The organism is Providencia sp. Marseille-Q8014 (assembly GCF_965112055.1).
The window spans coordinates 162,374-188,559 of sequence record NZ_CBCOPT010000001.1 but is presented as its reverse complement, the minus strand read 5'-3'; the positions used below and the strand labels follow the sequence as shown (position 1 = coordinate 188,559).

27 protein-coding genes are annotated in these 26,186 nt (G+C 37.6%); 10 read left to right on the top strand and 17 right to left on the bottom strand.

The window, feature by feature from the left end; all coding sequences use genetic code 11:
* The 16 genes from ACWPW6_RS00830 to ACWPW6_RS00755 all read right to left on the bottom strand — a co-directional run bounded on the left by ACWPW6_RS00830 (position 1) and on the right by ACWPW6_RS00755 (position 17,133).
* Positions 1–1,308 carry a hypothetical protein gene (locus tag ACWPW6_RS00830; RefSeq protein ID WP_249999643.1) on the bottom strand — a complete coding sequence of 436 codons (1,308 nt, stop codon included), beginning with the start codon at positions 1,306–1,308 and terminating at the stop codon, positions 1–3.
* A gap of 21 nt (positions 1,309–1,329) precedes the next feature.
* On the bottom strand, positions 1,330–3,525 hold the full coding sequence (sctE, locus tag ACWPW6_RS00825; protein WP_249999640.1) for a type III secretion system translocon subunit SctE: 2,196 nt from the start codon (positions 3,523–3,525) through the stop codon (positions 1,330–1,332).
* A gap of 10 nt (positions 3,526–3,535) precedes the next feature.
* Complete coding sequence (gene sicA, locus ACWPW6_RS00820; RefSeq protein WP_154624776.1) at positions 3,536–4,051, bottom strand: type III secretion system translocator chaperone SicA; 516 nt, start codon at positions 4,049–4,051, stop codon at positions 3,536–3,538.
* Between the two features lie 109 nt (positions 4,052–4,160).
* Positions 4,161–5,264, bottom strand: a complete 1,104-nt coding sequence (locus tag ACWPW6_RS00815) for an EscU/YscU/HrcU family type III secretion system export apparatus switch protein (RefSeq protein WP_249999639.1) — start codon at positions 5,262–5,264, stop codon at positions 4,161–4,163.
* A gap of 15 nt (positions 5,265–5,279) precedes the next feature.
* The gene (sctT, locus tag ACWPW6_RS00810) at positions 5,280–6,080 is read right to left on the bottom strand and encodes a type III secretion system export apparatus subunit SctT (RefSeq protein ID WP_154623043.1); all 801 of its coding nucleotides are present in this window, start codon (positions 6,078–6,080) and stop codon (positions 5,280–5,282) included.
* Positions 6,077–6,349, bottom strand: a complete 273-nt coding sequence (gene sctS / locus ACWPW6_RS00805) for a type III secretion system export apparatus subunit SctS (RefSeq protein ID WP_163860494.1) — start codon at positions 6,347–6,349, stop codon at positions 6,077–6,079. Before sctS ends, sctT begins: the two co-directional genes overlap by 4 nt.
* Before the next feature lie 12 nt (positions 6,350–6,361).
* Positions 6,362–7,027, bottom strand: coding sequence for an EscR/YscR/HrcR family type III secretion system export apparatus protein (locus tag ACWPW6_RS00800; RefSeq protein ID WP_196713916.1), 666 nt, complete (start codon positions 7,025–7,027; stop codon positions 6,362–6,364).
* 1 nt (position 7,028) lies between these two features.
* Complete coding sequence (locus tag ACWPW6_RS00795) at positions 7,029–7,958, bottom strand: FliM/FliN family flagellar motor switch protein (protein ID WP_163860492.1); 930 nt, start codon at positions 7,956–7,958, stop codon at positions 7,029–7,031.
* Between the two features lie 2 nt (positions 7,959–7,960).
* Entirely contained in the window at positions 7,961–9,349 is a 1,389-nt protein-coding gene (locus tag ACWPW6_RS00790) for a SpaN/EivJ family type III secretion system needle length determinant (RefSeq protein ID WP_249999635.1), read from the bottom strand.
* Complete coding sequence (locus ACWPW6_RS00785) at positions 9,321–9,776, bottom strand: hypothetical protein (RefSeq protein WP_154623048.1); 456 nt, start codon at positions 9,774–9,776, stop codon at positions 9,321–9,323. Before ACWPW6_RS00785 ends, ACWPW6_RS00790 begins: the two co-directional genes overlap by 29 nt.
* Positions 9,776–11,068, bottom strand: coding sequence for a type III secretion system ATPase SctN (sctN, locus tag ACWPW6_RS00780; protein ID WP_249999633.1), 1,293 nt, complete (start codon positions 11,066–11,068; stop codon positions 9,776–9,778). Before sctN ends, ACWPW6_RS00785 begins: the two co-directional genes overlap by 1 nt.
* Before the next feature lie 2 nt (positions 11,069–11,070).
* Entirely contained in the window at positions 11,071–11,478 is a 408-nt protein-coding gene (locus ACWPW6_RS00775) for an InvB/SpaK family type III secretion system chaperone (RefSeq protein WP_249999631.1), read from the bottom strand.
* Positions 11,479–11,489: 11 nt separating this feature from the next.
* The gene (locus ACWPW6_RS00770) at positions 11,490–13,559 is read right to left on the bottom strand and encodes an EscV/YscV/HrcV family type III secretion system export apparatus protein (protein ID WP_249999629.1); all 2,070 of its coding nucleotides are present in this window, start codon (positions 13,557–13,559) and stop codon (positions 11,490–11,492) included.
* Positions 13,560–13,563: 4 nt separating this feature from the next.
* Positions 13,564–14,676, bottom strand: coding sequence for a type III secretion system gatekeeper subunit SctW (gene sctW / locus ACWPW6_RS00765; protein WP_249999627.1), 1,113 nt, complete (start codon positions 14,674–14,676; stop codon positions 13,564–13,566).
* Positions 14,667–16,364 carry a type III secretion system outer membrane ring subunit SctC gene (gene sctC / locus ACWPW6_RS00760; RefSeq protein WP_249999625.1) on the bottom strand — a complete coding sequence of 566 codons (1,698 nt, stop codon included), beginning with the start codon at positions 16,362–16,364 and terminating at the stop codon, positions 14,667–14,669. Before sctC ends, sctW begins: the two co-directional genes overlap by 10 nt.
* A complete protein-coding gene (locus tag ACWPW6_RS00755) occupies positions 16,354–17,133 on the bottom strand; it encodes an AraC family transcriptional regulator (RefSeq protein WP_249999623.1) in 780 nt (259 codons plus the stop codon). Before ACWPW6_RS00755 ends, sctC begins: the two co-directional genes overlap by 11 nt.
* A 197-nt stretch (positions 17,134–17,330) precedes the next feature.
* Between ACWPW6_RS00755 and ACWPW6_RS00750 the strand changes: the two genes are divergently transcribed.
* The 10 genes from ACWPW6_RS00750 (at position 17,331) to ACWPW6_RS00705 (ending at position 24,589) form a co-directional block, all read left to right on the top strand.
* Positions 17,331–18,527, top strand: coding sequence for a PrgH/EprH family type III secretion apparatus protein (locus tag ACWPW6_RS00750; RefSeq protein ID WP_249999620.1), 1,197 nt, complete (start codon positions 17,331–17,333; stop codon positions 18,525–18,527).
* Positions 18,528–18,538: 11 nt separating this feature from the next.
* Positions 18,539–18,868 (top strand): EscF/YscF/HrpA family type III secretion system needle major subunit, encoded by a 330-nt coding sequence (locus ACWPW6_RS00745; RefSeq protein ID WP_154623056.1) that lies wholly within the window; start codon positions 18,539–18,541, stop codon positions 18,866–18,868.
* A 54-nt stretch (positions 18,869–18,922) separates the two neighbouring features.
* A complete protein-coding gene (gene sctI / locus ACWPW6_RS00740) occupies positions 18,923–19,216 on the top strand; it encodes a type III secretion system inner rod subunit SctI (RefSeq protein WP_154623057.1) in 294 nt (97 codons plus the stop codon).
* Between the two features lie 3 nt (positions 19,217–19,219).
* Entirely contained in the window at positions 19,220–19,978 is a 759-nt protein-coding gene (gene sctJ, locus ACWPW6_RS00735) for a type III secretion system inner membrane ring lipoprotein SctJ (protein WP_154623058.1), read from the top strand.
* On the top strand, positions 19,962–20,516 hold the full coding sequence (locus ACWPW6_RS00730) for a hypothetical protein (RefSeq protein WP_154623059.1): 555 nt from the start codon (positions 19,962–19,964) through the stop codon (positions 20,514–20,516). The genes sctJ and ACWPW6_RS00730 overlap by 17 nt, the downstream gene beginning before the upstream one ends.
* The gene (locus ACWPW6_RS00725; RefSeq protein ID WP_154623060.1) at positions 20,494–21,144 is read left to right on the top strand and encodes a hypothetical protein; all 651 of its coding nucleotides are present in this window, start codon (positions 20,494–20,496) and stop codon (positions 21,142–21,144) included. The genes ACWPW6_RS00730 and ACWPW6_RS00725 overlap by 23 nt, the downstream gene beginning before the upstream one ends.
* Positions 21,122–21,616, top strand: coding sequence for a hypothetical protein (locus tag ACWPW6_RS00720; RefSeq protein ID WP_249999618.1), 495 nt, complete (start codon positions 21,122–21,124; stop codon positions 21,614–21,616). Before ACWPW6_RS00725 ends, ACWPW6_RS00720 begins: the two co-directional genes overlap by 23 nt.
* Positions 21,617–21,960: 344 nt before the next feature.
* Complete coding sequence (locus ACWPW6_RS00715) at positions 21,961–22,389, top strand: winged helix-turn-helix domain-containing protein (protein WP_249999616.1); 429 nt, start codon at positions 21,961–21,963, stop codon at positions 22,387–22,389.
* Between the two features lie 14 nt (positions 22,390–22,403).
* The gene (locus ACWPW6_RS00710; RefSeq protein ID WP_249999614.1) at positions 22,404–22,838 is read left to right on the top strand and encodes a YbaY family lipoprotein; all 435 of its coding nucleotides are present in this window, start codon (positions 22,404–22,406) and stop codon (positions 22,836–22,838) included.
* A gap of 1,184 nt (positions 22,839–24,022) precedes the next feature.
* Complete coding sequence (locus ACWPW6_RS00705; protein ID WP_249999612.1) at positions 24,023–24,589, top strand: hypothetical protein; 567 nt, start codon at positions 24,023–24,025, stop codon at positions 24,587–24,589.
* Positions 24,590–24,667: 78 nt separating this feature from the next.
* Here ACWPW6_RS00705 and ACWPW6_RS00700 read toward each other — a convergent pair whose 3' ends face one another.
* On the bottom strand, positions 24,668–26,185 hold the full coding sequence (locus ACWPW6_RS00700; RefSeq protein WP_247048027.1) for an MFS transporter: 1,518 nt from the start codon (positions 26,183–26,185) through the stop codon (positions 24,668–24,670).
* Between the last annotated feature and the right edge of the window lies 1 nt (position 26,186).

The window sequence follows — 26,186 nt, the reverse complement described above, 5'->3', positions numbered from 1 at the left end:
TTAACCCCTCGTTGCAACAGCTTGGAAAGTTCTGATCTGCCCTTCAATAACGTCTTTAAGGATATCGAATACTTTTTTCATCAGATCCAAAACCGTATCGATCTGCTTCTCTTTATCATTGGCGATAGACCGTGCAGTATCACCAATATCTTGCAAGACCATTTTTTGTGCTTCCAATGCCTTCACATCCATTTGCACAGCAGATGTCACTAGCTGCCCCGCGTTATCAGATAGACGAGTCACACTCTCAATAATGCTGGATTTCTTTTGTGTTTGATTGGTGATTTTATCCAGTTTTGTTTGATGCTCATCTGCTTTTAGTTGACTACGTCTTCCGGCATCTTGGTGACGTAAACTTGCCAAATCATTTTGCTGATTCAGGGCCTTATTCGTCGTTTTGATGGTTGATGCACGACTCAATTCAATCGAATCCTGCGCGCTCGAAGTATGCTGATTCCTTGCCACACCATGCATATTGATCGCTTTCGTTTGCTTCACTAACTGCTTAGTTTGTAATGCCGCTCCCGCCAGCGTGACCCCCATCGATACCGCAAAACCTAATACCGCGCCAAGAAACGCTTTCTCACCTTCTTTGATCGTCGTATCTGCCGCGCTCTGCACCATTTGTGCTTTTAACTTTAAAAAATCGGCTTGCAGTTGGCGGTCTGTCGTATTAATGATCGACTTAATCTGACTCAATAGATTACGTAGCTCCATTAAAATATCGCTACTCATAATGCCGATAAATTGGCTATCTTTTATTGCATCAAAAGACTGAATTCCAGGTTTTACATCTTCACTATTTGCTTGAGCCACTTGCACATCTTTAATTGCAGATGCCGCCAGCATTAAGTTAACCCCTTGAGATAATTGCTTGATCTCACTTTCGTCCAAATTCGCTATCGTTGGAAACATTTTTTCCAACTTGCTATTTTCTTCCGCGATCACTTCTCTTACGGCGTTTTCAACTTTGGTTGCCGTTACCGCAATATGCGCTTGAAGGTTGGCGTAAGCCGATGAAAAACCACCGATCACTTTCGATGTTTCTTCAAGCTCCGCCTTATTCATGTTTTTCGCATCAAACAGGAGCGATGGGTTAACAGTCGCTTGCTCAGGGCGCTTTAATAACGGCTTATCTTGTGATCTTGGTACCGTAATCTCAACGGCATCTCTGATAGAGACTTGCGGTGCAGCGGCTGGTGTTGACAGCGTTTGAGTATCACGACCCGTCAAAACAGTTCCCCCCTCAAGATTGTCTAACTTTTGAGTTGGCATAGAAAACTGCGTTGGTGATGAAATTGTCGTCATAATAGGGCTCCTTGATGAGAATTAGGCATAATTAGAGAGACTGATTGCACTGGCTTTACGGTCGTTGGATTGTTTCAGTGATGTCAGCGTGTCAGTGAATAGGTGATTAAACACTTCGTATTGCTTTGACAGCATCTTAATCAGGGACTCCAGCAACTCATCGAGAACTTTAATAATTTCATCATTCATCATCATTTTGGCGAATAACTTCTTAAGCTCTCGTAATTGTGCCGCCCCTTCTAAACGTAATGCACCAACAGTGACCGTGCTTGTTACTGACGTAGCAACGCCAGCCCCTTTCGCACCGACCTCTACGCGTGACGCTAATAGACTCTGTTTTCCCAGTTTTTTCCCTGTATCAACGATCTCAGCAATATCATCAATCCGATCAGCAGCATTATCGACCACCTTCACCGTATCTTTGACGCTATCTGCTTGCTGATGCATCTTATCAACCGTTTTCACCGTATCCTTGATGCCGTCAGTCTGTTCATTGATCTTATTTACGTTTTTCGCTGCACTTTTTGCACTGTCAGCCTGTTCATGCGTTCTATCGGCTGCTTTCGCAATATTTTTGATATCACGAGCTTTCTTCGCGACCTGATTGGCGGTTTTGACTGTACTTTGCAACTCCTCCGCCGCATCCGTCAATTTAGTCAATTTCGTTAATACCACCATGTCATCCGCGGCTTTACCTAACGTTTTTATTTTGCTAAGTAGCTTTTTAACGAGGTTGATGATCGTATTCGTTATCGCCTTCACTGTGCTTTTTACGACCGTTTTAAGTGAATTTGCCGCCACTTTGGCGACTGTTTTTACGGTATTGGCGATGTTTTTCACAAAAGAGGACATAGAAACCAAAGAGAGGGCCAGAAAAGCGACAGCCGCAACTACCATGCCAACAATGCTACCAATCTTTTTCGCCTCTTCCACAGACATTCCAAACGACACCAGCATATCCGTGACAACATTTGAAATTTCCGTTGCTAGCATCTGCATTAAACTGGCATTACCCGTCTCTTCCAACACGATATCAGTGACCGAAATTGCGATACCGATGGCAGCAACAGCGAGTGTTAATGGGGCAGCCGCGCCGAATGTTGCAACTGTCGCAATAACCGATACTGCTAACATGACGTAGCTAAAAATCTTACTGGCACATGATGCCGCTTTATTCGCAGCGTCAGCTTTATGTTGAGCCTCTTCAGCTTCTTTGGCTTTTTTTTCTGAATCTTTACGAGAGGCTTCGCTGATCTTAGCCATCACCTCTTCCTGCTCTTTCATACTACGAATAGAGTCTTCATTCATCGCTTTTTTCAGCGATGCGGTCAACATCGTTAATAACGCAAGGGTGTTTTCCCACTTCTCACCATCCACTTCAACAGGGCGAGGGGCGGTATCAATAAAATTATTTAATACACTTCGATCACTATCGGCACTCTGAGCAAGCCCAGTGAGAACCTTATACGCATCTTCAAGTTGTGGACTAAGTACCGCGAGTTCAGCTTCTACCTGACTCATTTGCGCGGTCACATCATTCCGCTGCAAAATAAGCTGTTGCCCTTTTTCCTGTAAATGAGCCAGTTCGGATGTTAGCGTGTTAACTAACTGCGTTAATTGATGAAACTTTGACAATGTCTCTGCTGTTCTAGGTTCTTTTGCTAATGAGGATAGGTTTGATTTTGCCGTGACCAATTCCTTATTCACTGCGTTTTGTTGCTGAGTATTATCATCAATATCGGTCTGTAGCTGATTTTGGGTTACTGTCAGCTTATTTAACCGAGTTTCAACTTTTTCTACTGCTTGTTTAATCGACGCGACTTCTTGTTTTTTTGTTTCCAGTTTTTTGGTACTCTCTGAAAACGAATTTAATAAGGATTCCCCTTGTTGTTTTAGTGCTTCCGATTCAATATTTAATTGGTGCAGTTGATTACGTAATTCATTGATATTATTTTCACCTAATATCTTACGTATCGACGAGAAGGCCTCCAACATGGAGACTCTGGCATTCACCCCTTTTTTCGGTTCTTGCAGTTGTGGCTGGCTTTCTAGCTTACTGCGTTTCATTTGTTCATTGGATGTTAATTCTTCGCATGCAACCTCCATACTTAACACCGCTTTAGCGATGTTTTCCCCCATTTCTAATGGATTAACACCTTGTTGAAAGGCTTTAACTAAACCTATTCTGTCAGATGTTATATTTGTCATTGATGCCATATTATTTCCTCTACTTTATTGAAGAGTCTTCCTGCGCTGAATCAGTCTTTTCAAGATTCTTTTTCAATGCATTAAGGTAAGCCTGCGATTTGGCTTTTAACTCACTATCGGTACTACTGTCACAAACACTCTCAAAACAATGCAAAGCAGCACTACTCTTTTTCAACATTAAATTACATTGGCCTGCATGAAATAATGGTCGATAGTCATGTTTCGCTAAAACAAATGCTAACGCATATAATTCAGAGGCTTTTTCATAACGTTTAGTTAATTGATAAACAGCCGCTAATCCCATGACATAATCGGTATTATAGAAGTCATAAATACTGAGAAAACGAAAAAAAGTCTCCGCTTCTTTTAATTTACCTTGCTGATAAAATTCATATGCATAGGCATAAATTCCATCCATCATATCTTGTGAAATACCATGAATATCTTTATATGTTGAGCCATTCATTAAAGCAGACGTAATACTTTCAAGTAACTCATCCATATCAACGGGTTGTTGCTCTTTTTCACTCTTCATATATTAACCCCATAAGTTATTGAAGATATAAGATGCTCCACAGTGATAGTTGCATCTTAATTAATCAATGTTTAATTCTCTTATAAAAAACGATATTATTAGCAAACAATTAATTTTGGTTATTTTCTTGAGTCACTTCCTCTTCATTAATTAATTTCATCAATTCGTCATCAACAAATATTCCCATTTTTTCTAATTCAATACGTAATAACCAATTAATGATTTGCATAACATCTTGTAAGCAATGTTCATCAATAAAACTGTCTTTTCGATAATAACGCCATATTTTTCGTGCTAATGGAATATCTCTGACAACCGGTATTCCTTGTTGCTCTGCATATTTAATAATCATTTTGGCCTGTAGACCACGACTTTTAAATAATAAAAAAGGTAATGGCGCTATATTAGCATCATAATAAATTAACATCGCGATATGGGTTGGATTTGCCATAACAAAGGTTGAATTACGGACATTTGCTTTTACTTCTTCAGACAGTATTTCATGATGCAAACCTTTACGCGCGCTTTTTAAATGAGGGTCACCTTCATTATCTTTATACTCTTTTTTTACCTCCTGTTTTTCCATCTTTAAGCCTTTAATAAATAGGAAAAACTCGGTAATGACATCAATAATAATGATCAGTAACGCCACGGCTAAAAAAACCACAACAAAACTCATACAGAGATCAACCCACTGATAAATCATGCCATTTATTGTGGTCCGATAAAGTAAAAAAATATCGTGTCGCCATAAGAAAAAAAAGACACTCGCAGAAATTGAAAAAACAATGAGATATAGAAAGGCTTTAACCAACTCCTTAAGTGAATTGAGCGAAAATATCTTTTTTATCCCAGAAATAGGGTTTAATTTAGAAAAATCAATTTTTATTGCCTCTGTTGCTAAACGAAAGCGGCTCTGTAATAAGGAGATTATTGAACCTGAAAGAAAACTCGCTAATAGCACCGGAGAAACAATCACAAAAAAAATACCAATAAATTCTGAAAATAGCTTATCAATATTAATCTCATTAGGTGATAATAAAAGACGCCTCATCAAGCCCCCAATTTCAAATAAACTGGTGGCGCCTGAAATCACATAGGCACTCACAACTAAAACTAATGCGGCAACACTATCTTTACTTTTAAAACTTTGCCCTTTTTTGGCAGAGTCTTTAATTTTTTTCTCAGTAGGCTGTTCGGTTTTTTCTGCCATCTTATACTCTCTCGATTATGGCATCGAAGAATTGAAAATTTCATTCAGTGTCGAAAGTGAAATTAAATTGACTAAAATTTCTGGTATTTCATTTTGAAAATAGAGTAAAAAGACAATAAATGCGATAATTGATTTGATTGCTAGTGATAAAGAAAAGGCATTAAGTTGAGGGCAGAATCGGGAATATAACCCCAGCGCAACTTCACTAATAAATAGAGTGACTAAAATAGGGGATGCTAATGTAACCCCTTTCACCACCATCTGATTAATCCATTCCCCTATAGGTAAACTATTAAATTGAGTGAATCCAGCCGCGAAAGGAAGGGTTTGATAACTTTGAGCAAACGTTTTGACTAATAATACCATTCCCCCCTGCGATAGAAAGATCATACAGATGATATAACTGATGAAGACAGCCAGCTCAGATGATTCACTACCGCTTGCAGGATCAACAATACTACTGATTGTTTCACCGCGTTGCGTATCAATTAGCTCACCGATAACACTCGCAATCATAAACGGCAACGCTAACATAAACGCGATCACGACCCCTATTGTCAATTCATAAACAACCACCTCAACAACACTGACATTCTCCCATTGAAATTCATGAGCAGATAAAAAAGGCCATAATCCTAATGCAATATAAATCGTGACACAGCTTTTAATCACGCTGCTATTCAGTAACTTATTACTGAGAAATGGCAGAAAAAAAAGGGTCGGCGCAATTCGTATCCAAGCAATCGCGACGATAGTTAATTGCTGTTGAAACGTAAAATAGAGCGATGAATAAAAAGACAATATATCTTGATTCATCCTAACGACCCTATGGCAGGAATTGCCATTGTGAATACTTCTAGCGCATAGCTCATGACTTTATCAGCCAACCAACCTGAAATCATAAATAAAGAACCAAACACTGCCAGTAACTTAATACCAAAAGGTAATGTTTGCTCTTGAAGTTGCGTCACCGTTTGAATCAGGCCAACAAATAAGCCGACAACCGTCGCAACAATAATAGGAAGTGCCGATAATATAACAATCAGTAACATCGCCTTATTGCTACTATAAATAATTGCATCCATGGCATTTCCTCATTATTGTTGTGCTAATTCAAAGTATTGCATCACTAGTCCTTTGGAAATGAGTGACCACCCGTCAATAGCTACAAATAAAATCAATTTTACCGGCACTGATATAGTGACAGGGCTCATCATCATCATACCGAGCGCTAAAAGAATGCTAGAGATCACCAGATCAATGACCACAAAAGGCAAATAGATATAAAAACCAATTTCAAATGCAGATTTAATTTCACTTAATGCATAAGCAGGTAATAATGAAAAAAGTGTTGTCTGACCCTCTTCTATATAATTAATTTCTTCATTCGTGCCTTTTTGTACGGACTCAAAAAAATTGACGAGTTCAGGATCGGAATATTTTAGTAAATATGCTTTATAACGGCCTAATCCACCTTCAACAAAATTATCGACCGATTCCACACGCGTAAAATCCACCTTTTCTTCACGCATATAATGATTAATATCTTGAACAACGGGCATCATGACAAATAAAGATAACAGCATTGCAATACCGTTTAATGCCATCGTTGACGGTACCTGCTGTACCCCCATCGCATTACGTACCATAATTAATACAATAGATATTTTGAGATAGCAGGTACCTGCCGCAATAAGAAACGGCAGTAATGTAGCAAGAGAAATAACAGCTAATAGCGGAATTTCATTAGATACGATAGACATATTAAAGCCTTCTATCGCCTAAATTGCCAAGACGGGTGATTTCTAAACCTAACTCATCACTATCGCCAATATAGATTAGCTCCCCTTCCGCAATAAACTGTTTATTTGCATAAACTTTAACTTCGCGCTCTTTATTCTCACCAATGGAATATATTGAGCCAAGCTGCATATTCGCTAACTCATTAATCGTGATTTCACTGTGACCTAATACAAATGTCAGTTTGACCGATAACGTATTTACATCAAATGGTTGCACGACTTCATCAATCAGTGCTTCCGTTGACGCCTCAGTGTTATTTTCAGTCTCCGAATCAATCATTTCCTCAATCATAAATTGGCCTTCTTGTTGTTTTTGAAAACGGGCAAACAGACGCCCTGCAATTGACATATGCAGTTGTAATTTTTGGATATACAACACATCGTGTAATTCGATGGATTGCAACAGCTTCACGCTGATATCGCTATGGCCTAATATCCAATCTGCTTGTAATCGCAAACATTCTATAAAACGATTTTCGACTGGTTGCCGTGCTACCCCATTAATTGGAGAGGACAGCAACACTTTTCCTAGGTGAGACTCATGCACACATAACCAATGCTGAGTGACACTCTCATCATCAATAATTTCAATATTTCGGCAACGGAAACGTTCGGAGAAAAAAAGAGTCCTAGGGTATTCAGAATGAAACAAGCTAACCAAATCTGCCTCATTAAGGGCATCCCATGCATAATGTATCAATGTTGGCCAACGATAATCACACCATTCACCGACATGCACGAGCACCTGTACGGTTTCCTTCTCGCCCCCTAACGTCAGACGAAAATAACGCTCCCCTGATTTAGGTACAACGACATCGGCATCAGGTTGATAACGCTGCTGCCAAGCGCGCATTTGCACTTCTCGTGGGCTAATACGACGAATATTCAACATAATTAGTTATCTTCTGGCTCAGTGTGTTCTTGCTGCTGTTGGCGTTGCTTTTCATGCTGCTGACCTTCATAACGAATCGATAAAGGCTGCTCACCACGAAAAAGGTGTTGGTTTTCACGTAATACTTGATGAACTTCCTGACTAGTTGTACTGGCGAGTAACTCTCCACCACGCGGATTCAATTCAAACGTCACCGCGGGACTACTTTGCCATCGACTAAAGGTATAAGTGAGGCTGCGTCCTTCAATTTTTGCGACTTTTTCCGTCATTTGCTCAGTCATCTCAGCCCTAACTTGTGCCGTATTCATCGCCACTGTTGTGGATTGCCGCGCTTGAGCTGTTGTATGAACCTGTATGTTTGCATTCATCGGTGCAGGTAAAGTCCCATTTTGTTGTTCAAGTACATCAAGGCGCTCTGCCAGCGACTGAACCTGAGACACTGGCGTAGACTGAGTACTCTCGGTATCCATTGGCACATTAATCGGCTGTTCAGTTACCGCTGTTCGTTGTTTTTCAAGCGACAGAGAAGGCGCAGTGAACGTATTTAACGTGACATTTTCTGTTGGATGAGCCTCTGCGAAAGCCAATGAAGAGGCATGCTGAGTGTCAGGCAGTGTTGTAGATGACTGAGTCGTGGGAGCAGTTTCAGATAAGATGACAGGCCACTGAACGCCATCCTGTATTTCAGATAACAGGGAGGGAGATTGAATACCATGGTGTATTTTAGGCGTGATGACCGAAGGTTGAACAGGCACTTGTGACGTCTCAACATGGGTCAAATCAATATTAGACTGTGGTATATCTCGGGATTTTATCGGCGATAGCAAGTTTGACGAGGCCAATTGCTGAACACTACGTTGTGGCTTGGCTTGTTGTGTCGCTAAAGAAGGCTGCAAGCTGTCGGCAATATTTTTATTGATGGTTTCACCGAATAGCGCCTGTTTCTCTGGGGTGGCTTTTAACTGGCTTTTGGGGAAATGATGCTGTTGAGTGTTATTGAAATTCCCGAATATTCCACCGCCGTCCTTCTGCAACATGCTGACCGTTGCTACCGGCAATATCTCTGCCGCTAAGTGTTCTCCCTGAAAGGTTTCGTCAGCCCCCTTCTCGACATTTAACCCTAATTGGCAAAACGCCATAAGCTTTTCGGCTGTTTCCGTATGGCGTAAGTGAATAGGCAACTGCATCAATAATGGCACGATACACTCTTCAGCCAGCTTTTTACGGTGTTTTTTCGGTGTCGAACGGTGAGCGTGCTTCGCTGCCAATGCTTTCATCTGTTTTTTGAGTACGGATAGATTATCGAGCGGCTTTCCATTGCCGGCTGGCATCGTTTGCTTATCTATCGGTACCACATTAGATTCATTCAGTTCCAATTTTATTGTTGTCATAAACGGACAACTCCTCAATTTCATTTTGTTGCTGACGTTCTAATTTTAAACACCGAGCAATTCGTTGCTGCTTGAGATAATTTCGGAATTTTTCGCACTTGTTACGTAAAGTGAACATACGCTGAACAAGATGTTTTCGTGATTGTTCATATTTGGTTAACTCGGCACTCATCGATTCAATTTGATATTCAAGGTGGGCAATTTCAGCTAACAAGGCGGCTTTTAGTCGCTGACGCTCCCAAAAAGCAACTTTGTTTAATTCCGCCGATAATTCATATAAGCCCGTTTGAGTATTCAACACATTAATTCGTGATTGAATGTCTGTACGTTGTTGTTGCAATGCATTCATGAATGATTGCAATTTCAATTGCTCCTGCAAAACGCTTTCAAACCGTTTTTCATTGAGTGCAAGGAGGTCTTTAATCATTAAGATGCCAAATGACTGAGTTGATTTAACATTGCATCAAAATGTTCTGCTTCATTGATTTTTTGTTTTAAAAATTGCTCTATTTCCTCTTTTTTATCTAACGCATTATCATTATCGATACTTTCACCACGCTGATATTCTCCAAGCTCTAAATACAATTGGATTTGTTCTAATCGCGATAACCGCTCACGGACTTTAATCGCGAATTGTTGATGTTTTTCTGTTGTTACTTTCGAGGAGACGCGGCTAATACTATGCAGAATATCAATAGCGGGATAATGCCCTTTTCCGGCTAGCTTATGACTTAAATAAATATGCCCATCTAAAATCGAACGGATCTCATCACCAATAGGGTCTGCTTCATCTTCACTTTCGAGTAACACCGTGTAAAACGCGGTTATCGACCCTTTTTGGAGACGTCCGGGTCGCTCAAGCAACATGGGAAGTTGTTCAAAAACAGATGCGGGGTAACCTCGTCTAGCAGGTAATTCACCCGCAGCTAATGCAACATCCCGTAAGGCTCTTGCATAACGAGTCATGGAGTCCACAAAAAGCAATACATTGCGTCCAAGGTCACGAAAATATTCCGCAATTGTTGTCGCCAGTAAAGCGGCATTACAGCGTTCTATTGGGGGACTATCTGAGGTCGCGTATATTAAAATAGTCTGACCTGCATGAGGTGAGTTTTGCAGTTCATCAATAAATTCAATAACCTCTCTACCACGCTCCCCAATTAAAGCCACCACATGAATATCCGCTTCAGCGTGGTTAATGATCATATTCATTAACGATGTTTTGCCGCTGCCTGCGGCCGCAAAAATACCAATGCGTTGCCCTAACCCACAAGTCAATAAACCATCGATTGCTCGAATTCCAGTAATGAGAGGTTCATCAATAGCGCGCCTTGAGGTAACACTGACAGGTGGGCTATCAATACGCATTAACTTGGATTCATTTAACACACTTTCCCTTACTGGTTCACCGAGTGTGCCAACCTGCTCACCGGCAGCATCAAAGATTTTGCCAGACAGTTGCTCATTCATTGCAAACACAAAAGATTGTCCTGTTGGGCGGATAACAACCTCGCGAGTTAATCCTTGGATTCGACCAATTAAGCTCAGCACTGTCAGCCCTTCTTTAAAGCCGACAACTTGTGCTTTTGCGAGACATTCACTTGAGGCTAAAGAACGTTCAACAATACAAATTTCGCCAATAAAAACACCGTGTAACGGTGCTTCCATCAAACAGCCATGAATGCGCGCTGGGTGCGCGCAGTAATCAAATAGTTTCATGGTTAGCCAACTAATGCTGTTCTGAACAAATTGCTACGTTCAAAAAATTCTTCGAAACTATCAGCAAACTGCTGTGCATGACTTAATGCCGTTTCTTTCATGACCGCGGACAGAACGAAAACATCATCGACAAGATTTAATGCCGGTTGACCTGGTTGAAAATTACGTGGTGGATATTGAATTATCATATTTAGCAAATTCTGACTGACAGAATCAAACCTTGCTGCACTATACTCCGCTAAATGACACCAAATAATTACGTCATCACTATAAAGATCAATATTAATCGCGGGTGCATCATTCATTTCTAATTGAATATTTGAATGACAATCTAATTGAGGATTAATTAAATCACTACGCCCCATGTCATTTAAAAATGAATTTAATGCTTCAACAAAACGATACTTCATAAGAAATTTCCTTATATTGTCTTAATAATATTCACTTTCACCATGTCAGAAACCTCATTAAATGAGAGAACTTCTAACTCAGGAAAGCGTCCTTCAAGGATTTTTTTCACAAAACGGCGGATATCAACAGGAACCAATACCGTAATATCCCGAGCTGAGAGATAGCTGTTTTCAAGGGCTAATTCCGCAGATTGAATTAATTCATTGGTTGTTTCGGGTTCGAGATGCAAGTAAACCCCGCCTGCCGATTGCCGAATACCTTGGCGAATGGTGTCTTCAAATACAGAATTCACCATTAATACATTTAAGCGGCCTTCAACAGCGAAACGGGAAGAGATATAACGCGACATCGACGTTCGAACATGCTCGACTAACATCAAACTGTCTTTTTCTTTTGGCGCCCACTGGACAAGGGTTTCAACGATTAATTTCATATTACGAACTGAAATTTTTTCCATTAATAAACGTTGAAAAACTTCCGTGACTTTTTGCACTGTTGAATGCCGATAGCACTCCTTTAATAACTCCGGATATTTGTTTTCTAAATCATCAAGTAGATTTTTAGTTTCTTGAATACCGAAAAACTCATTAATATGACGTAATAAAAGCGTGCTAACACAATCAATCATTTCTGTTACATCATCGCGTATCATCAATCCTAATTGTTCAACTTGCTCGATATCTTGATTAATAATCCAAGAACTCACTGCACCATACTCATCCGTAAAATGTATTAGCTCGATCCCTAAATATTCCAGCTCATCACTCACTGTTAATAAACGATGACCGCCAAAACAGATATCATACTCACCTGCTTTGACTTCATTTATTAAAATGATAATTTTATTATTAGGTACAATCGGTGAGTAATTAATGGCAATATCGGGTATTCGATAGCCATAGCGAATAAACACATCCTTTTTAAAACGCGCTAAGAAATTTTTCTCTTCAAGTGATTTTTTATATTGTTGGTTGACAGAAATAATAATGGGTAGCGTTTCAGGAATATACTCTTCCTCAATAGCACTGTTTTCCCTTTGTGTTTCTCCTTCAGTTATCTCTGTACCCACATTAACGCGCTCAGCTTGTGTCTGCTGATAAGTTTTATCTTTACGTTTTTTCCAAAAACGGACAAAAAATATTATCGATAAGAGCGCTGATAAGAAAATAAATATCGCTGTCGGAAACCCAGGTAAGAACCCCATAAATAAAACAATGAGTGCGGTAATGAGGATCGTAAAATCATTGGCAAATAACTCAGAAACAATATTCTGTCCCAAGTTTTTATCGTTGCCCCCCACTCGGGTGACAATAAAACCAGCACTGATAGAGATAAGTAACGCAGGGATTTGCGCAACAAGTCCATCACCGATGGTTAATAATGAGAACGTGTTCAGCGCAGAAGAGATATCCATTCCCTGTTGTGCCATACCAACGGAAATCCCACCGATTAAGTTAACAAAAATAATGACAATCCCAGCTATTGCGTCTCCTTTAATAAACTTCATCGCACCATCAAAAGAACCAAATAGCTGACTCTCTTTTTCTAAATCACCTCGGCGCTCTTTGACCGTTGCTTCATCAATAACTCCTGCCCGTAAGTCAGCATCAATGCTCATTTGCTTTCCGGGCATCGCATCAAGCGAAAAACGGGCAGCCACTTCCGCGATACGTTCAGAACCTTTAGTAATAACAATAAATTGTACGATGGTTACAATCGCAAATACGACCATCCCAACAACCAAGTTATCTTGAATAACAAACTCACCAAAGGTGGCAATAATTTCCCCAGCGTCAGCTTCTAATAGGATCAGTCGACTAGTACTAATCGATAAAGCAAGGCGAAATAATGTGCTGATTAATAAAATTGAGGGAAAGGATTGAAAATTGAGGATCCGAGTAATATAAAAAGAACTCATAAAAATAAGTACTGAGATCATAATATTCAAGCCAATCAGTAAATCGACCAATATCGTCGGTAACGGAATAATGAGCATCGCGATGACCATCACCATAATCACTAATACCATCAATTCTGGTCGATTACGGATCGCTAAAAGAAATCCAGTAAACTCATTCATTTGATTAAAAATCCTCCCTTTGAAAATAGTTACGCATCATTAATTCTTCTTGTGCCATCACATAATGCATACAATCTTTCAATTGATTTATTAATTCATCGCGCGCTTCCAATGATTGAAAGACGCTAACGGGTATTGTTGCAAATGCCAAAATTAATAATTGCAAAAATCGAGCACGCAAATCAGTACTCATCATGCTTAACTGGGAAGAAATAAATAATAATAAACCTTCATTGAAATTAGTTTGATTTCGAATACCTGCCGTAAATAATTTACTAAGCTCTTTTTCAAATTTTTCGTTAATAAATTGCCGATGGTGCTTAAATAGATTTGATTGAAAAAATTGTTGGATAAATACATGGTCTAATGACTGTAACTCTCTTAATCGTCCTACACGAATAAAATAGTTACCGAACTCACCCATATTAATGTCACCTAAGGGAAGCGCTTGCAGATCACAAGCCAATGCACGACTTAAATAACGCATAATATTTTCACGTTCTTGGCTTTCCATCTCTTCCACCCATTGTTCATATAAATAAACAACAGGACCTTCATAAGCCAAAAACTCACGGTATAACATACGCAAGTTTCCCGCCGACTGTTTTATTTTTTGCGCAAAAGCCTTTGCAATAAGGGCGATATTCACGCCAGCTTGCGTACTTCTATCGATATCTTCTTGGTGAAGTTGCTCTTCCAGTTTTTTGAGTTGTTCAAGCTGCTCTTGCTTAAGTTTTCCACGATTAATTAATGCTGCCAACGCCATTAATAAATCGCTGGGGTCGGAGAAAAAACGCAATAAAAATGCTTTTAACTCTTTAGGTGTCATAAATTGACGATTGAGTATGCCCTCAACATTTAAAATAGTTTCATCCGCATTCTCATCAAGGATACGTTCAGCAAACTGCATCCAATCTTCCGTGTCATCTTGCTTACCACTACTTCTTTTTACATGGCTCGCTGCTAACATCGACATCGACGCATATTCTCCGGAGCTATCAATCACCCCTTGCCCACGTAATACCTCATCCGAATCATCACCCGTTTTGGATGAACGACTCTTTTCTTGTGCCCCTCCTAACATGCGGGCACCACCACCCAAAGGCGCTATTGCCATGATTCCCCCATATAGGTTTTTAAAAATTGGATGGTGCTATGTAACTGTTTGTCATGTTGTTTGATGCGAAGGTTTTCAGAAAATTGTCGGCCATCCCATACTTCATTTTCATCCAACAAACGAGGTTGGATTAAAAATAGCCGTACCATTTTTTGTTTATTCATTGATGAATGGCTAAATAGACGACCAATCAATGGGATATCGCCTAATAAAGGAATATGACTTTCATTTTCTACAATCTGTTCTCGAGTATATCCGCCTATCAATAAACTACTGTTTTGAGCGATACGAGCAACGGTATTAATCGTTGTTCGATTGACCGAAGGGAGCCCTTCAACATTAGACGTTTCACCATTTTTTGATTGTTTTTCAGCACCATCCTCAATATTCACTTCCATTTCCACATGGTTACCCGCTGAAATGCGTGGCATCACACTGACCATCGTGCCGTAGGTGACTTGCTCTAAAGTGGCGATACGTTCACCCTGTAACTTAGCGTAGAAACTGGTGTTGTTATCAAATAAAGCAGGAATATTTTCTTGAGTTAATAACACGGGGCGAGACACAATATGCCCATTGCCACTTTTACTTAGCGCATCAATACGCAATAAGAAATCTGTACTATCAGACAGTGTACTGCGGTTAAAAGAAAACGAACTGTTACCGGTATTAATGGTGCCAACTTCCCAATTAACACCTAAGTTATCTAATTCACTACGTGTGATATCAATGATCCACAACGACAATTCAACTTGTCGGCGCCGAGTATCTAATGTCCTGACTAATTGGCGAACATAACGAATTTGTTCAGGGGAACCTTTAACAATTAAACTGTTACTATCTGGATGTGCCACTAATGAAAAAGGAACATTAGATGGATTACGAGTACCATTGAATGCAGGCATGGGCTCTACAGCCTCACCAATCGGCGCATCCATCAAGGCATCAATGTCATCTCCTATGTTATCTTTTGGTGCCGATGCAATTTTTTGCGTTGGTACAGTCCCTACAGGGGTATTTTTAAATAATTCACTGATGACTGATAACATACCTAGAACAGTAATATTATTACCGCGTAATGAATAAGTTCTATCTGTCACCGAAGCATATTTGACCGCAATAACGGCAAGCTCCCCACCCGAAAGAGCTTCTTGTTTTACTTGCTCATCAAGATAGGCTGTCGCGGCTTGTATCAATTCAACATATAAAGGAGGGCCAGAAACAAACAATAAGCTGTTTCCTCCTTGAGTACGAACAGGAAAGCGCTGGTCATAGATACCATTTTTTTTAATATAATTGAGAACTTGATGACTACTGGCATTATTCATAGGAATAATAGCACTACGCATCTCGCTATTATCGTAAACATAAATAGCGGCACCATCATCATACCAAACCAATGCGATACGGCGCGTTAACGCCTTAAACATCTCATCAGCATGTGCCAAATTAAAATTACCCGTTATCCGCTTTTGTGCCGCGAGTTTGCTAAGAATAATCGGTTTATTAAGTCGCTCAGCTATAGCATCAAAAACTTTGCCGACCATAATATTATTTGCAACAAACGTTTCTTGATTCATCTCCTGTTGAACAGGTTCAGCCATGATAATTTCAGTTTGCGCTGAAAAAACATTTACACTGAGTAAAAGTAGCGATACTAATATCATCCCACTTCTTTTACTTTTCATATAATTTCACTCCAAGATGCCTAATATCTGAAGGGGTTAACCCTAATTCTTTTTTTATATCATTCGTAAAATGAGAGGCTGAGCAATAACCTGCTTCAAGGCCGATATCTAATATAGAATTATCACTTTCAATAAGCTTTAAGATGGCTGAGGCCATACGAACACTCATAATTTTTCTTTTTGCTGTTTTATTAAAGTTTTCTCGATACAGTTGCCTAAAATAAGAGGCCGATATACCATACTGTTTACACAATTGATTAATATTGGCATTTTTATCTTTTTCGGCGGCGGAAAGTAAAAATCGCATAATGCCGTATGCTTCATAACGCCTTAATATGTTGCACCATAAATTGAATTCAGGCTGTTGCTGAATAATCAAGCCAATAACAATATCTTTGATTGTAAGATCATAAATATAATCATTAGAAATATAGATAACATCACTATTTCTGCTCCCCGGTTCCATCATTTCCTTTTCTAAGAGAAATGATTGCTTCATAGCAGAATCAATAACAGCAAGGATCTCCACTACCTCTGAAAGCTCTAATGAATAAATTAACCAATCTTTTCTGTTAATAATAGAATCGAACTCTAATTGCGAACAAACAAATAAAGACTGCTCTTCAATATTAATTCTCTTCCCTGAATACGATGAACTGAAACTTATCCCCATTTCAGCTGAATGAGGAACAGCCAAAACCAACTTATCCTGCAAAGAAAAACAACACTCTTTATTTTCGAGTAGTGCAGCAATGTTCGTATCAATCATGATGCTTATACTTTTATTTAAAAAGATTCGATATAGCTAAATTGAAGAAAATGCACTTTTTATACAAGGGAATATTCCGGAATAACTCATACCTAATAAACAAATCAATCAGTCAGAATGATTAAGATAAATTCTACTGACAAAAATGAAGTAATACTTTTTACTGATACTAATTTCTTATCCGTGGAATTCATTTTATGACAGATACAAATAGCCGCGCTTGTATAATGAAAATTGCTAGCGGCCCTATGAGTGGGCATGAGTTGGTATTAACAGCAGATGCTCATCTTATTGTTATCGACCCCAATATTCAATACAGAGCAGAAGTCGATGATAATGGCTTTACTACCTATTATATTCCTAGTGCTACCGAGCATTATGAACTCGCTGTCGTGACAGAACAAGACCCAACAAACAGCAGTGATAACATACAAGAAAAAATATTTAGCCTGAATATTAATGATGGGATTAAATCATTTACTATTCCCATTGTTTATCAAGAATTAATGCTTGCTGATATATTCCCGATTGCTTTTAAAGCACTTGATATGCCATGGAAATTAACCGATATAGAAGAAAGTATACCGCATAGCGCGTTTTGTGATGATAAAAAAAATAACTTAACGTCTCTGACTGAAAAACGCAAAACCATTTTTATCTGTACTTTTCTATTGTTTATTTCTTTTGTGGGTATTTATCTATACCCTACGAATAATTCAGAAAAAAAAATAAATATGCTAGAAAGCATACTACAAGACAGCCATTACCCCATCATCGCCACTCGAGATGGACAAGGAAATGCATTAATTCTCGTACAAACACAGCGTGATGCCGATTGGAGTGTACAGCGTTTAAATAAAGAAAATTATGCCGATAAATATCACATAAAAAAAATCAATGATCTTGAAAGTGAGATTGAAAACCACATTTATGATTATATACCTAACCTTTTAAAAGTAGATTTATCCAATCCTTGCCAACCCGTTATACGTATAATCAAAGAACAAGCCTTATCTAAAGATAGGAAAATTATTGATAATATAATAAAAAGCCATCTTGCCTGTTATACCGATAGTAAGGTGATAGAAATAGAGTCAAAAGCATTAATCCAGATAGCTGAACTTGGTTTGACTGAAAGTAACGTTCCATGGAAAAAAATAAATAAAGATAATCACGTTATTTTTATTATTCAGGGAAATCTTAATGATAAGCAAACGTCTTCAATTGTTCAGTTAGCTGAACATTTTTCTCATAAATGGGGAAGTAAGTATATTCAGTTTTCAGTATCTTTGGCGACTAATCAGTTAGCAGGAAAATCATTTATCCGTAACGATCAAGGCTTCATTATTTTAGGTCATAACCATTGGTCGTTTAATTCAAATACTCTTAACTAATGAGGTGATATATGTCAGATGGATCTACATCAGATATTTTAGGTATTAATAGTGCCACCGGTAATTGGGATTCATCCGCGTTTGAAACACCAGTTAAAGGTGATCATAACTGGGGGATGATGTATCGCAGTAGTGCGAATGTCAGTATTCGCGCTAAGGAATTAGCTGACGAATTAAAAAATATGCTTGATGGTAAAAGTGAAAAATTAGAAGTCGATAACCCATTAGTACTCGGAAAAATTACGGCTTTAAGCGGTAACTATAATATGGCACGTCAATTACAAAGTAGCTTAATGAAATCTATTAAAGATACAGCCTCAGCGATTATTCGTAATATTTAATTTATATCGAAGAGCATCAGTTAAGTGATGCTCTACTTTTTAGGAACTAATATCATGCAAATCACCAACCATACTATGTTACCACCAACACCAGATAACATTTCAGACAATACTTCAAGCCAATCACTTGAAGATAAAGTGAAAGAGTTATATGCACAATATTCTGTTGAGGTAAAAAATAAAAAGCAGCAACTGATTATTCAGGGAAATAGTCTAGATGTCAGCAATCCCGTGGAGATGTTGAAAATGCAGGATGCCATTGGACAATATGCATTAGAGCTCAATTTTGTCTCCACACTCACCCACAAAGCAACCAATGCCATTGATACATTATTAAAAGCCCAATAAGCCATGAATATAGTCAAAAAACTGCTCTTGGTTGGCATGATTGGATTCTTGGTCGGTTGTGATGATCAATTATTACTCAGCCACCTTAGCCAACGACAAAGTAACGAAGTCCTCGCTGTGTTACAAGAACACGGCGTTGATGCTTCACGTAAACAAGATAATAAGCAAGGAGACTCAATTAGAATCGCGCCTAATGACTTTGTTATCGCCGTTGATTTGTTACGACAATATCATTTGCCATCCAAAGATCCCATTGAAATTATCCAAGCTTTTCCTGGAGATTCTTTAGTGGCGTCACCACAAGCAGAGAGAACCCGACTATTATCATTAATAGAACAACGTTTAGAGCAATCATTATTAACCATCCCTGATATTGTCAATGCTAGAGTACATGTTAGCTATCCTCTAAGCAGCAATAGCGCCACAAAACAAATACAAAAAGTATCCAGTCTGGTGACCTATTCAGGTAATGAAGACCCCAAGCTAATGATGAATAAAATCAAATTATTCCTAACCAATAGTTTCGCAGAAACCAGCTATGACAATGTGTCTGTTGTCGTCGTTAAACGACCACCACTGCAACATCAAACACGCCATCAACCTAAAACTCTGTTGAATCCAGTTTGGGTTACGGTCATTTCCTTGTCAGTCATCATGGTGATTGGTTTATTAATATTTGTTTGGCGTCGGCAGCCATTTTTCAAGACTAAGGCAGATACAAATAATATGACTGAGGTAAAAACCCATGGCGTCGGAGAGTAATATATCATTGCTTTTAAAAACGGATATTTTCTTAGCGCCAGGAAGCTATTTTCATCCTGAATATAGTAATATTCATTACCATAAATTACCTCCAATATTAAAGAAAATACATAACCATCGATTAATTCGACAATACCCGATGCCTTGGCCGGATCGTACCACGATGATATTGCCAAATATTCTCTTACAAGAATGGGCGAACCTCCCGAAGGTTGCGCTTGGATTAGGCACAATTCTCTATAAGGAAGAGCTTCCTTGGTGGGGAAAACTCACCGTTTACTCAGATTTACGCCAACAGTTTGCTAACCCGCTTTGGCAAGTGAGTGGAGTAAATATTCCCTCACCACAGAGACTACTGGCTCTCGGAGCAGAACAACTTTTTGCTCAATTAATTCCATTCGGTGCAGTATATACCGACAGGTTAAAACATATGTTTAGCTATAAAACGCGCCAACTCATCCCTTCCGCCGTAAAAGCAATATTACCTTGGAATATTATTGAAGAGACTTGTCACTATGTCCGAAAAAATGCAGCCTGATATTCAACAAACCGCAAGAGAAAAAGTACTCATAAAACATAATACAATTAGTGCCTTTCGCTATGCAAAACACATAACAAAACAAGCTCACAAGCAAGTAACCGAAAACTATCAGAAAGCTCAGCAAGAAATAGAGCATATCCGTCATGTTGCTTATCAACAAGGTTATCAAGATGGATTAAAACAGTTACTCTCGAATATGATTGAAAGTATTGAGATGAGCGAGAAACGCTTTCAGCAACAATTAAGTCAAAGTAAAGAACAACTTTTACATCAACTCTCTGAATTTTTCCACGATAAACTATTACAAACAATCATTGCTGAACATTTCATTCAACAATCGAATATGGAACCCGCTATTTTGTATTTACCGAGTTCATTACAAGAGAACTCCCCTCAAAAAAACGCTCATATTAAATTTATACCAAGTCAAAATGAGGATATCGCCTTAGAAATAGGCAATGAAATTATTCATTTTTCGCCTTCTATCGCCGTAAAACATCTATTACCACAACTATTATCGATTCCAAGCCGCTGTCAAGTATTAGCAGAACGAAAAATAGCCTACCAAACGATGAGGAATAACCTTAACCAAGGAGAAACCAATGATTACGCCGCTAAAAAATAATCATTTAAAAACACCATCAGAGCATGCACTACCCACAAATCACGACAGCTCAACGTTAGTCAATAAAGTCAAAAATACATGGCAAGCTAAAACAATCGAAAATACCAAGCAGCTTAAGCTAACGACTCAAGAGATTGAAAATATTAAAACATTTTTTACAACATTGAGAGTCAGTGATCCAAAAGATATTAAAAACTCGGAAGATCATAAAACAAACTTCTTAGCACTTTATAAAAAACTCAATAGACTCTCTTCTGAAGAAAAAAAAAGGTTTATTGCTGGCGCCATACAATTACTCGGAAAGCCCGATACTTTTGATAATCAAGAATTACTCAAGAAAACGTTCAATCATGCATTTTATCGAGTTAATGCGGTAAAATTTATGCTCCAGCCACTGACAGAACAAATGAATAATCAGATAGGTCATAACAAACTAGAAGATGATGGTGATGATGAGCTTTCATTCGTCTAATCTATCGTATTGTTAATATATTATCGTTTTCTCCTTTCTTCACAAAGATTTGATAAGAATCCTATTCGAAATTTATAGACTTAGCATATTTCTTATCATGCTAAGTCTTAGTCAAACACCCCGCTCAATAAAATATAAAAAATAAATATACTAAATTGATATATATAACTGAGCGCATAGCGATAAATTAAGCCATCCTAAAAAATCATCTGGATTTATTAAAAATCGTCTTTTTTTTATAAAAATCTTATTGTGTGTCGTTTTTTTATATTGTGGCACACTATCTTGAACGTTAGGATATGGCAAATAACTTGTCGATGAAATTATATATATGGAAAAATAATATGAATAAGACAGATCAAATTGAGCAAGAGCCCCTTATTATTTTATCGGAATATGTTGTTTACAATCCCCTCAAGCGAACGCTCTCTCGCGGTAAGAAAACGATTAATCTTTCAGAGAATGAGTCATGCCTATTGAAACTATTACTGAATAAAACCAGTAGTAAGCGCGAAATTATGTATGAAATTTGGGAGAAACGCGGAACGATTGTGACTGAAAGCAGCTATTATAAGTTAGTCAGACAGCTTCGCTTATCATTTAAAAAAATAGAACTTGATGAAAATTTAATCATGACCCTACCTAGGGTTGGTATCCTATACACAGGCACAAAATCAGAGGCGAATCAATCAATGTTAAATTATCAAAAGAAAGGGATATATTCGTATGTCCAATGTTTTTTCAATAAGCTATTTAATCGCACGAGTTTATAATCAAGAGAATAGAAATGAAGCTAATTAATCGCAACAACAAATTCATATCATCAATATATTTATTGCTATTGGTCATTTTTTTGTCTGGCTGTACAAAAAACGTAACTGAAAGTAAAAATAATAAGTTATCTATCATTGAGGGAACGATTCAGTCCAAATCTATTGATATCCCTAATGATTCACTGGTTACCCTTTCTCTTTCACCAATCGGTAAAAACGAAAATGAGAGTATTACAAGCGATAATTTTCAATTTAAAACTAAAAAATCAGGGCGTTTTTTGGCATTTAAAATCAGACTATCATCTGAAATGAATAAATTAAAAAGTCAGTTAGGACTCAGTGCAAGAATAGAAAAAGATAATCAGCTAATAATGATGAGTGATACTATCAATCCTATACCTAAAAGCGCTTCTGGTCATGTTTCTATTACGGTTATAACAAGTCAGTGAGAGTCATTGAATAAAACGATCAATCGCTCATTAAAAGTCATATGGAAGAATTGCATTACAAGAAAAACGAGAAGATTCAGTGTTATCTATAGTCTATGGTGATTATAATGAGGCTATTTATAGCGATATTCTATAACGTTATTCTTCCATATACCCCCTTCCTACAATTAAGTTAAAACTCATCACAATAACTGAAGAAATAAATCTCTGCATAAAAAATAATCTTGTCTAAGGTTAGATAGATTAACGACCTTGTGTCATGAGCATTTCATGAAAAATCAGCAGCTGACTTAATTCCAACCGTTTAAAATCAAACAATAAAGTGAACATGACTGCCCATATAAATATTTGAATGGAGATACCATACCTGTTTTTTTACAGAAGAGATAATAGTGAATTTCTTCCACAATAAAATGCAATAACCGATGGAAACATGCAAGATAATTGATTTAATAAGCATAAAATGACTGTTTCTATTAATCGTTGATATAATATTCACATTGATACTAGACGTAAATCGAATTCATTATAGCTTTTTAATCGTTATTTAACATTATTTGACTTTATTAATACCAAATAAATAACAGCGCTAACTTTTATTTATCATAAAGAAATAATGGAATTATCTATGATAGATAATCTGTAATGTTGCTATATTAAACAACAGTATTTATTCAATATAATGTTTAGATTAACAAAATCTAAACATTATAGTGATGCCCCTTCCATTCTATCATTAGAAAATATTTTATTCCTACCAACATCCAATAAACACAATCAATTAATAATAGACGAATTAAACTCGCCCTTACTCTTTATGAGTGGTCGACCATATGAAAATAACCATTCACGCCTAAATAAGGCACTATTATAGCTTTTATATTATCTATTTCTAGATTTAAAAAGCATTTTATTGTTTTTGTGGGAATAAATAGAACATTTTAAATCTTATGTTATATTTAAAAGTAATCTTACTGCTATATATTAGATTAAAACGATAATCCAACTGTTATCTTTATAAGGTTCAATTGGCCAGTTAATTATGCTCATTCATTAACTGGCCAATTGAAATGAAAAATCTTTTATTCTTTATGATAGTTCGTTTCAATATTCAGCTATTTTTATTTGATAGCTATTAATTAAATATTAACATCCTAATTTTTTAAATTTAAGTTGAGGTCACTATGTTTTATGGATATGTAACAAATATTATTGGATATACAAGTAATCAGACAGATAACCGTTCCGTCTTGCTAACCTGTACCGTGACGGGGCCAAGAAACCCTGAGATATTGACTTTTCTTTTTGAAGGTGTTGATGCCTATGCCGTATCGCTTTTTATCGCGACCGAGCATAAAAGCGGTTCTGATATGATGCTAACGATCATTGATGCAGATGAACAGGCTACAAGGCCTCAAAATAGTCGAAAAGTAAATGATTTTTATATTAGTCCTACAGGTTATTCGGCGAGTAAATTAGAGGTAACAAAAAAGATCGAACAACCCACTCAAGGCTATATTACCGAGGTAGATTATATTGCTAAAAATCTGGGACGTGATGACTATTTTATTTTTTTTAATGATGAGTCATTGATCCTATCAATGGATAACCCATCCGTTATGGATGTGTTCTTCACCTATATGGTGAATTATTATGATAACAATAACATTTATAATTTAAAATTCGAGGCTCAATTGAACAATGAGGATAATTTACATTACATCACTAAATTAACGATGGGTAAAAATTAAAGCCTCTATTTCAGTATTGCCTCCTAATAAGGAGGCAATATCGATATTACGATAATATTCTCACAACGAGCCTGTGAGTCATTCTTTTCCAGGTACAATACTATTTTCAGGTGCTGGTTTTAAGAATATAAGTAAAAACAATACCATAATTGCAATGAGTAATGTCATGGCAAAACCATCGATAAAAGAACCTACACTTGACTCCCGACTGATTAACGATAAAACGACACTGAACGTGTCTGCCGAAGATAGCTTCTGTTCTCCTGTTTGGATAAAAGCTCTTTTAGTTTCGAAATGCCCATCAAAAGCCACCCGTAAATAAGTATTCATTAATGCACCCGATATAGCCGGCATTAATACCCTGGCAATAGAGATGTATGCGCCTAAATTTAATGCATCCTGAGGCTTAATATTAACAACAAATGAAGCAATTAAACCTATCAATACTAAACATTCGCCAAATGACTGCATAATCATGAGTGGTACGAATTCATCAACCCGCCATTGATAATCCACCTGCATTCCTAATACGCTAGCACCGCCAATAATCGTTACACCAATCACCATTAGTAATCGTGAATCAACTCTACGCGCCAACCAAATTGCTATTGGGCTAAATAAGAGATAAGCGATAAAAGCAATGTTAGTCACTTCTCCTATTTGATAGGGTTTTAACCCACTGATTGTCGTTAAAAATGAAGGAATAAATAGAGAGTTCGCTAGCATTAAAAAACCGTATAGGCAGGAAACAATAAAGCATAACAACAAGTTTCGATTTGCTAGCCAACCAGGATGAGCAAATGTTTGATTAAAAAGGAATGAACGAACGATAAAAATAGTAAAAAGAATCACACTTCCTAATAGACAAGAAACAATCAATCCAGAGTCATACCAACCAAACATTTCACCTTGTACAATACCAATATAAAGTAAAACCAAACTGACGCTTTTCAGCGCCATTCCTCCCCAATCCGTTTTAGCTAAAATATCACGGTTAATTTCAGCTACTGGCATACCTTTCCATGTAAATATAAAGATAAAACACGTAAAAAAAGTACAAATCCAATACATCCATTGCCAGCCAAAGATTTCAATAAATGATCCTGAAATTCCGACGCCAGCATCCATGCCTAAAGAGACCCGTAAACTGTAAGCGGCCATGACAATCAACCAGACATTTGGCTGTAAATTTCGTAAAGCTAATGAAATTGTCATCGGCAAATACACGCCTAAACAGAAACCAATGACAAAATGAATTGATACTAATTCAATAAGTGATCGACCATCTACACCTAATAATGGAAATGACAAAAAACTCACTAATAGAACAATACTGGTACTCATTAATATTTTTTCAGCACCCAAGACGACCATAAACCAAGGTGTTAACGTCATGCTGATTAGCTGTGCCGCATTTAATGAAACATTAATCCATGATCCTTCTTGGGCACTTAAACCAAAAACACCACGAATATCGGCCAGTGACAAAGAAAACATTCTCACAAATAATGTCGACAAGACAGCCCCGAGAAATACCGAAATAACAACAAAAAGAGGCTTCGTTTCTTTAGCATTTTGCAATATTCTTAGTGACATA

Excerpts from the sequence above, each read along its gene's own strand:
- ACWPW6_RS00795 (WP_163860492.1), bottom strand. The coding sequence starts at position 7,958 with ATGTTGAATATTCGTCGTATTAGCCCACGAGAAGTGCAAATGCGCGCT.
- sctT (WP_154623043.1), bottom strand. The coding sequence starts at position 6,080 with ATGAATCAAGATATATTGTCTTTTTATTCATCGCTCTATTTTACGTTT.
- sctW (WP_249999627.1), bottom strand. The coding sequence starts at position 14,676 with ATGGCAATAGCGCCTTTGGGTGGTGGTGCCCGCATGTTAGGAGGGGCA.
- ACWPW6_RS00815 (WP_249999639.1), bottom strand. The coding sequence starts at position 5,264 with ATGGCAGAAAAAACCGAACAGCCTACTGAGAAAAAAATTAAAGACTCT.
- ACWPW6_RS00700 (WP_247048027.1), bottom strand. The coding sequence starts at position 26,185 with ATGTCACTAAGAATATTGCAAAATGCTAAAGAAACGAAGCCTCTTTTT.
- ACWPW6_RS00715 (WP_249999616.1), top strand. The coding sequence starts at position 21,961 with ATGAATAAGACAGATCAAATTGAGCAAGAGCCCCTTATTATTTTATCG.
- ACWPW6_RS00705 (WP_249999612.1), top strand. The coding sequence starts at position 24,023 with ATGTTTTATGGATATGTAACAAATATTATTGGATATACAAGTAATCAG.
- ACWPW6_RS00830 (WP_249999643.1), bottom strand. The coding sequence starts at position 1,308 with ATGACGACAATTTCATCACCAACGCAGTTTTCTATGCCAACTCAAAAG.
- sctC (WP_249999625.1), bottom strand. The coding sequence starts at position 16,364 with ATGAAAAGTAAAAGAAGTGGGATGATATTAGTATCGCTACTTTTACTC.
- sctJ (WP_154623058.1), top strand. The coding sequence starts at position 19,220 with ATGAATATAGTCAAAAAACTGCTCTTGGTTGGCATGATTGGATTCTTG.
- ACWPW6_RS00720 (WP_249999618.1), top strand. The coding sequence starts at position 21,122 with ATGATTACGCCGCTAAAAAATAATCATTTAAAAACACCATCAGAGCAT.
- ACWPW6_RS00800 (WP_196713916.1), bottom strand. The coding sequence starts at position 7,027 with ATGTCTATCGTATCTAATGAAATTCCGCTATTAGCTGTTATTTCTCTT.
- ACWPW6_RS00790 (WP_249999635.1), bottom strand. The coding sequence starts at position 9,349 with ATGACAACAATAAAATTGGAACTGAATGAATCTAATGTGGTACCGATA.
- ACWPW6_RS00745 (WP_154623056.1), top strand. The coding sequence starts at position 18,539 with ATGTCAGATGGATCTACATCAGATATTTTAGGTATTAATAGTGCCACC.
- ACWPW6_RS00775 (WP_249999631.1), bottom strand. The coding sequence starts at position 11,478 with ATGAAGTATCGTTTTGTTGAAGCATTAAATTCATTTTTAAATGACATG.
- sctS (WP_163860494.1), bottom strand. The coding sequence starts at position 6,349 with ATGGATGCAATTATTTATAGTAGCAATAAGGCGATGTTACTGATTGTT.
- sctI (WP_154623057.1), top strand. The coding sequence starts at position 18,923 with ATGCAAATCACCAACCATACTATGTTACCACCAACACCAGATAACATT.
- sctE (WP_249999640.1), bottom strand. The coding sequence starts at position 3,525 with ATGGCATCAATGACAAATATAACATCTGACAGAATAGGTTTAGTTAAA.
- sctN (WP_249999633.1), bottom strand. The coding sequence starts at position 11,068 with ATGAAACTATTTGATTACTGCGCGCACCCAGCGCGCATTCATGGCTGT.
- ACWPW6_RS00750 (WP_249999620.1), top strand. The coding sequence starts at position 17,331 with ATGACAGATACAAATAGCCGCGCTTGTATAATGAAAATTGCTAGCGGC.
- ACWPW6_RS00730 (WP_154623059.1), top strand. The coding sequence starts at position 19,962 with ATGGCGTCGGAGAGTAATATATCATTGCTTTTAAAAACGGATATTTTC.
- ACWPW6_RS00710 (WP_249999614.1), top strand. The coding sequence starts at position 22,404 with ATGAAGCTAATTAATCGCAACAACAAATTCATATCATCAATATATTTA.
- sicA (WP_154624776.1), bottom strand. The coding sequence starts at position 4,051 with ATGAAGAGTGAAAAAGAGCAACAACCCGTTGATATGGATGAGTTACTT.
- ACWPW6_RS00770 (WP_249999629.1), bottom strand. The coding sequence starts at position 13,559 with ATGAATGAGTTTACTGGATTTCTTTTAGCGATCCGTAATCGACCAGAA.
- ACWPW6_RS00725 (WP_154623060.1), top strand. The coding sequence starts at position 20,494 with ATGTCCGAAAAAATGCAGCCTGATATTCAACAAACCGCAAGAGAAAAA.
- ACWPW6_RS00785 (WP_154623048.1), bottom strand. The coding sequence starts at position 9,776 with ATGATTAAAGACCTCCTTGCACTCAATGAAAAACGGTTTGAAAGCGTT.
- ACWPW6_RS00755 (WP_249999623.1), bottom strand. The coding sequence starts at position 17,133 with ATGATTGATACGAACATTGCTGCACTACTCGAAAATAAAGAGTGTTGT.